The 7,366-nt window shown below is 44.4% G+C and carries 5 protein-coding genes and 1 pseudogene; 4 read left to right on the plus strand and 2 right to left on the minus strand.

The annotated features are described in order from the left end of the window. The first annotated feature begins 106 nt into the window (after positions 1-106). The 3 genes from K2G43_RS02425 (at position 107) to K2G43_RS02435 (ending at position 5,386) form a co-directional block, all read left to right on the plus strand. Entirely contained in the window at positions 107-775 is a 669-nt protein-coding gene (locus K2G43_RS02425; RefSeq protein WP_300152877.1) for a bacteriocin fulvocin C-related protein, read from the plus strand. Positions 776-1,169: 394 nt separating this feature from the next. Next, positions 1,170-1,634 (plus strand): redoxin family protein, encoded by a 465-nt coding sequence (locus K2G43_RS02430; protein WP_300152878.1) that lies wholly within the window; start codon positions 1,170-1,172, stop codon positions 1,632-1,634. A gap of 485 nt (positions 1,635-2,119) precedes the next feature. Beyond that, positions 2,120-5,386, plus strand: coding sequence for a S41 family peptidase (locus K2G43_RS02435; protein WP_300152879.1), 3,267 nt, complete (start codon positions 2,120-2,122; stop codon positions 5,384-5,386). A gap of 147 nt (positions 5,387-5,533) precedes the next feature. On the opposite strand, the gene K2G43_RS02440 is transcribed toward K2G43_RS02435, so the two are convergent. Both K2G43_RS02440 and K2G43_RS02445 read right to left on the minus strand, forming a co-directional pair. Further along, entirely contained in the window at positions 5,534-6,574 is a 1,041-nt protein-coding gene (locus K2G43_RS02440; protein WP_300152880.1) for an ATP-binding protein, read from the minus strand. A gap of 17 nt (positions 6,575-6,591) precedes the next feature. Further along, positions 6,592-6,864 carry an ATP-binding protein gene (locus K2G43_RS02445; RefSeq protein ID WP_300152881.1) on the minus strand — a complete coding sequence of 91 codons (273 nt, stop codon included), beginning with the start codon at positions 6,862-6,864 and terminating at the stop codon, positions 6,592-6,594. A gap of 420 nt (positions 6,865-7,284) precedes the next feature. Between K2G43_RS02445 and K2G43_RS02450 the strand changes: the two are divergent. Next, a pseudogene (locus tag K2G43_RS02450) lies at positions 7,285-7,366 on the plus strand (integrase); the annotation flags it as partial.

Raw genomic sequence — 7,366 nt, forward strand, 5'->3', positions numbered from 1 at the left:
ACAGAATGGCTATTTTGACAAAAGATTTGTTGTAGAATCAAATGCGCAGAAAAATCTGGATTTGTTAAGAATAAAACGTTATGTTAAATAATAAAATGATACGATTATGAGAAATTTGAATTTGTTTTTTCTGACATGTTTATTGTTCGTTTTTGCTTCTTGTCAAAAAGGAGAAATTTATAGTTGTAATGAGGAGGTGAACGATTGGGTAAAAGAAAATCTGAAAGAAATCAGAACCATTACCAGAAGTGAATGGAAGAATTTGGATGAATCTGTAAAAAGGGGATGCTTTGTGGCATTTACACAACAACAAAAAGTGGATTTTTGGAAAGAAAAGTTTAATGAAGCATTAGAATTAGAATGGACTAAAGAAGAAACTGAACATATAAAGGCTATGTATCAATTTGTAGATGAACATCCAGAGTATTTTGACTTTTCTACAAAAAGGACAGATGAAGAAATAGAGTTTTTTGAATTATTCGTTTATAAATGGACTAAAAAGGCCGAACAACAGTTCCAATGGAGTAAAAATACAATTGGCGGTTTAATAGCTACAGGAAATAAACTCTTGGACAAAAATGGGACTGTTCAGATTAACCAAACAAGGGCTATGACCAAATCAGTTAAGGAGAAAAGTCCATGTAATTGTAACGTAAAATCGGATTGGTGTTCTGCTTCAGTAGATTGTGAAGCCACTAATAATTGTGAGGACAGCGTTCACGGTTGTGGAACACTTTGGGTGTATTCATGTAATGGACGTTGTAATGGCATTTAAGAAATATACTAAATATTGTGTAATAACGTTTATTGCCGTATTGTTAGTTGCCATATTGTCGCTACTGCGTGCGGTTGATATACGTTTGTCCATAGCCATACAGCCGATTGTATTTTCTTTTTTTACATATAGAGTTCTATGCGCGAAGGACAAAATGAATTGTAGTGCCTTTGTTTCGGTTATGGCAATATGTTTGGGCGCATGCTCCCTTGAATTGCCTATACGTATTATACATTGGGAGGAGACATTAGGTACTGTGCTTCCATTAGTATGTACGTGTATAAGCATTTTTTCCACATATTTATATTATCAATATCGGTTTAAATCAGTATTGATAATATTGGCTGCCTGTTTTATATGGATATATTGCATTTTTGGGGGACAAAAGCATTTAATGAATTATATTGATTTTGGTCATATATCATCTTCTATATGTGTGTCCAACGGCATTGGAAACGCAATTATATATAAAACGACAGGTGATAGTCTTTGTCTAAGAGATTTGAAACAGAAATATCTGCTTCTTGATTTTTGGAATGCTGGATGTGGAGTTTGTTATATGAAATTTCCTTTGATTCAAGAGCTATATGATAAGTATAAACAGCGTGATGATATTTTTATAAGCGGTGTGTATGTGAAAAATAAGCGTGATGAGCATTTAGATTTAGGAGCGAGTATTTTGCTTGAAAGAGGCTATACATTCTCTACATTTGTAACAGAACAAGAAACAGATTTCTTTCAGAAATCGGGAATTAAGGTATATCCAACTGTTTTGATATTGGATGAAGACAGGAATATTGTCTATATGGGCAGTGTGGATGATGTTTCCGATAAGTTAAAAAAACTCTTGAATGATTGAGAAGATTTTAAATGCAATTATAAGACTTATTGCTTTCCCCCCTTTGTCATAATTCAGTAAACATGTAGTCACACTGTAAAGTGGACTAGGAAAGTTTGCCCAAGAGTGTGAAGCAAAATCTGGCATAGTCGCCTTTTGTTGCTTTATCAACATTAAATCGCTACTTTATCGGTGTTAAAGCATTACTTTATCGGCATTAAAGCATTACTTTATCTGCATTAAAGTGACACTTTAAAATTTCAAAAGAAAAAATAAAGAGGAATGTCAGTGATTGATAGTATGTTACGCCCATGTATATTACCCCCGTATGCCATCGCTCCAAATATCGGATGACCCTTATTTTACTTTTCTTTCTCCAAATTCGGCGCTCTGAATCTTTTTGTCTATTTTTGCCGTGACGTTATGTGTGTCAACCGGATATGGCTGGTAATGATGTAAAATCAAGCACCCTTTAGACTGATTACTTATTTAATATAAAGAACATAATGAAGAAAATCTTACTCAGTATCGCTGCCGCATGTCTGGCAGGCTTTACTTTCGCGCAGGACGCTCCGCTTTGGATGCGCCATTGTGCCATTTCTCCCGACGGGACGACGATTGCCTTTTCCTATAAGGGGGATATTTATACAGTGCCGGTCGGCGGTGGGCGTGCTATGCAGCTCACTACCAATCCCGCTCACGACACAGCCCCGGTGTGGAGCCCCGATAGCAAACAGATTGCTTTCGCTTCCGACCGGATGGGAAGTATGGATGTCTTTCTCGTCTCCAAGGAAGGAGGAGAACCGCGTCGTCTGACCTCCCATTCGGGCAATGAGACACCGCTTGCCTTTACCGATGCCGGGCATCTTCTGTTCTCTGCGGGTATCATGCCTTCGGCAGAAGCGGTGGTATTTCCCTCTAACGGACAGTTCAACCAGGTATATCAGGTCTCTGTGGAAGGAGGCCGGCCGGTCATGTTCTCTTCCATGCCGATGGAGTGTATCTCCGTCAACAAAGAAGGGGCGATGCTCTATCAGGACAAAAAAGGGTATGAGGATTACTGGCGCAAGCACCAGGTGTCGCCCATTGCCCGTGATATCTGGATGTACACTCCCGGCAAAGAGCCGCAATACCGCCAGTTGACCACCTTCGGAGGAGAAGACCGAGAGCCGGTATGGGCTCCCGACGGGAAATCGTTCTACTACCTGAGCGAGGAGAACGGCTCTTTTAATGTCTATCAGCGCACTCCCGGCGAGACTAAGGCTGTGCAGCTCACGCACCACGACAAGCACCCCGTGCGTTTTCTCAGCATAGCGGCAGATGGCAGATTGTGCTATGGATTCGATGGCGAGATTTACACCTTGCTTCCCGGTGGAGAACCGCAGAAGGTGGATATTCGTGTTGTCTCCGACCGGAACGATAAGGATGTCATCCGCCAGATCAAGCGTAGCGGTGCCAGAGATATGGCCGTGTCCCCGGACGGCAAGGAGGTGGCTTTCATTGTGCGTGGCGATGTCTATGTCACTTCGGTAGAGTATCAGACCACCAAGCAGATTACCAACACCCCCTATCAGGAGCGCGATGTGGATTTTTCTCCCGACGGACGCACATTGGTCTATTCTTCCGAGCGTGACGGACTTTGGCAGCTCTACACCACCACGATTGTGCGAAAAGATGAAAAGCGTTTTACCTATGCCACGGAGTTGAAGGAAGAGCGGCTGACAAACTCGGAGCTCGCCTCTTTCCAGCCCCAATACAGCCCTGATGGCAAAGAGGTGGCTTTCCTTGAGAACCGTACGGCTATCCGTGTCATCAACCTGAAGACAAAGGCGGTGCGTACCGTCATGGACGGCAAGTTCCAGTACTCCTATTCGGACGGCGACCAGTGGTTCCAGTGGAGTCCGGACAGCAAATGGATTCTTTCAGATTATATCGGCGTAGGCGGATGGAACAACAAGGATGTCGTGCTGCTGAATGCCGATGGCAAAGGGGAGATGGTGAACCTGACCGAAAGCGGCTATTCCGACGGCAATGCCAAGTGGGTATTGGACGGAAAAGCCATGATTTGGACCAGCGACCGTGCAGGCTATCGCAGCCACGGCAGCTGGGGAGCCGAAGACGATGCGTATATCATGTTTTTCGATGCCGAAGCATACGACCGCTTCTTGATGACCAAGGAAGAGACCGCCCTGCTCGAAGAGGCGGAAAAGGCAGAGAAAGCCGAGAAAGAAAAGACGGAGAAGAAAGACGAAAAGAACGCCAAAAAGAAAACAGAGGAGGCCGACAAAGAGAAAGAAAAGAAGGTGGAACCGTTGACCTTCGACCTTGCCAACCGCTTCGACCGTATAGTGCGCCTGACTGTCAACTCCTCGCACATGGCGGATGCCATGCTTTCCACGAAGGGCGACAAGCTCTACTACCTATCTGTCTTTGAAGGCGGATATGACCTCTGGGAACACAACCTGAAAGAGAATACTACCAAAATCCTTCTGAAGAAAGTAGGCGCGGGTGCTCTGCTGCCCGACAAGGAGGGGAAGAATCTATTCCTTTGCGCCCATGACGGAATGAAGAAGATAGAGACAGAAGGCAGCAAGATTACCCCGATAGAGTTTGAGGCTCTCTTCGATTACCGCCCTTATGGAGAGCGTGAGTATATGTTTGAGCACGCCTGGCAGCAGGTGGCCGATAAGTTCTATGTAGAAAATCTGCATGGAGCCGATTGGACAGGCTATAAGGAGGCTTACAAACGTTTTCTGCCCTTTATCAACAACAACTACGACTTCGCGGAGATGCTGGGCGAAATGCTGGGCGAGCTGAACGGTTCCCATACAGGAGCACGCTATTATGCTCAGAACGCCGCTCTTCCTACAGCGGCTTTGGGTGTATTCTACGACGACACTTACGGAGGAGACGGACTGAAGATCAAAGAGATTATTGCCCAAAGCCCGTTGACGAAGAAGAAGACGGATGTCAAGCCGGGTTGCATCATCGAGAAGATTGACGGCGTTGCCATTCAGGCGGGGGCCGATTACTTCCCGTTGCTTGAAGGAAAGGTGGGCCGCAAGGTGGTACTTTCGGTTTACAACCCCTCTACCGGAAAACGGTTTGAAGAGACGATGAAGCCCATCTCATACAGTGCCCAAAACGACCTGCTCTACAAACGTTGGGTAGAGAACTGCCGCAAGAAAGTGGATGAATACTCCGGCGGACGCATCGCCTATATCCACATCAAGGGCATGGACAGCCAGAGTTTCCGCAAGATGTACTCCGACCTGTTGAGCGACAGCAATCGCAAGAAAGAGGCGGTTGTGGTGGATGTCCGTCACAATGGAGGCGGCTGGTTGCACGACGATGTGGTGACGTTGCTTGGCGGAAAAGAGTATGAACGCTTTGTTCCGCGCGGCCAGTATATCGGCAGCGACCCCTTCAACAAGTGGCTGAAGCCTTCGTGCATGCTGGTTTGCGAGGACAATTACAGCAACGCCCACGGCACTCCTTTCGTGTATAAGACGTTAGGCATCGGCAAGCTGGTTGGTACTCCCGTTGCCGGAACCATGACGGCCGTATGGTGGGAGACGCAAATTGATCCGAGCATCGTGTTCGGTATTCCGCAGGTAGGTTGCATGGATATGCAAGGCAACTATCTGGAAAACCGTACGTTGCAACCCGATGTGCAGATCTATAATGAACCGGAAGCGACCCTGAAAGGAGAAGACGCACAACTGAAGGCGGCAGTGGATTGCCTGCTGAAGGGACTGCCGGTGAAGAAGTAGCCGGATATAAATGAAAGAACAGACAGATATCAGAGGGGAGGCGGCAAGACACCGGCACTTTTTCGCTCAAACCTCTATATCTGTCTTTGTTCCATGTGCTTATGCTTTTACTGACAAAATAGTGCTTCGTTGAGGCATGCCATAGCATTATTGGTTTAATGAATGATAGTAGGCGGTTCCTTTATCAGTCAAGACATAGCCTCCGATTTTCTTGGAACCTTGATATTCTATCAAGTTCAGCGGGGCAGAAGATAATGCCTTTAAGATTCTATCTATAGTTGAGCGTGACATAGATGGAATTTTCAATAATTCTTTTCGCTTTATATTTGGAGATTGGGCAATTAAGACAAATAAGGATAGCTCTTTTTTATTTATATTCTCATTTATCGCATCATCAACACCTTCAAACCCTTCTTGACAAGGTATGGTCATAAGGAAATAAGTTCTGTCATCATCAGTCTCAATGATAGCAGGAGCAGAATCGTTATCCTTAAGAGCTTTCTGGATGGTAGGAATGCCCGTAGCTCTCCCCTCTGTCAAACCAAGCTCCTTCAAGAAGTCGCCCAATCGGCGGTTGCGGTATCTTCGCGCCTTTAGTTTCCGTGCCGCTTTGATAGCCTCCGTGCTTATGGAACGGTCTGGACCTGCATAGCTTAAGATGTCTATGTGAGTTGGCTCTATGGTAATTTCTACAGGTTCACGCTCTTGATAATCACGATGATACAAAGCATTGACCACGGCTTCTTCAAATACCTGATAAGGATAGTTAAAGATTTTATCCGACTTTTCTCTGTTTGCTGGTTTCGTAATTTTTTGTTTGATTACATTGGTGCGAAGATACGATAATGTTTCCTTAATCATTTTAGGAACAGGCCCGGTTATTTTCGGCACTTCAATCATCATGTCAGGATCCTCTATACTTCCATTGGGGAACAAAACAATATCGACTTGGGTGACAGGGAAAAACTTTTCCGGATGTTCGCAAAACATCATCGCAGCGCAATTCTTTATCATTCGGTTTTCAGATGGGCCGGTTAGTAAATCCATCTCGTCAAGTACTTCAATCAACGGTCTGCCAGTGAAGTTCTCAGCTAATTTACTCTTTACCGTTTTCAAATGTTCATAAACAAACACACCGGAAATGTCATCTATTTTTATGGCTTCATTTCCCCGTTCGTCAAATGGCACGCGGTTTGCCAATTCCCTCACTTCATCCAATATCTCGCCTTTAGCTTCAATAGTGGAAGATTTACTTCGCACATAGAATTTAGGTACCCTTTTACAGGACGCTTTGCAACCCCGTTTTCCTCTTCCACTCCCACAAGAATATATCCGCCACCGATATTCTCCAAATCAGTGGCAAAGGCACAAATGGTGTGGTAAATCTTATCCGGATTCCAACCTGCTTTAAATTCTATTCGATTGGACTCAACTTTTCGTTTGTTGAGCAAATCTTCTATATTGATTGGTAGTGCCATATTTTTATAGTATTAATGTTATGTCTCAACCCAAGTTTTGGACAATAAGGAATGTGCTTGAACGTTAGTTGGAATGCCCCTCGTATGTATCTTTATGGTTTGAGAATCAAAATAATAGCATAGATTTATGCGTATTCTAACCCGTAGCAAAGTTACAGAAAATCTCTGGAAAAGACGAATAAAAAGGGACAAATGTCTTCGTAACGCCTGTCAATAAGGCGTTTGCGGAGCCAAATGAGGACAACCGAAAAAACGGGGTAACGCAAAGGAAAGCGGATTTATGAAGCAGAACGGTCTCCAAATCGTTACCCGCCGAATGGTGATTTTTAACATACCGTGTTGTATCCGGCAGCTTGTGGCACAGGTTGGCATATCAAGGTCTAACTCGTTGAATAATAACTTTGCAAACAAAAAACGAGTATGGTAAGAAGCACATTCAAGGTGCTGTTCTACGTGAACGGCAGCAAGGAGAAAAACGGTATTGTCCCCATCATGGGACGGG

The sequence above is a fragment of the Bacteroides sp. genome, assembly GCF_029057325.1.
Taxonomy (GTDB): Bacteria; Bacteroidota; Bacteroidia; order Bacteroidales; family Bacteroidaceae; genus Bacteroides.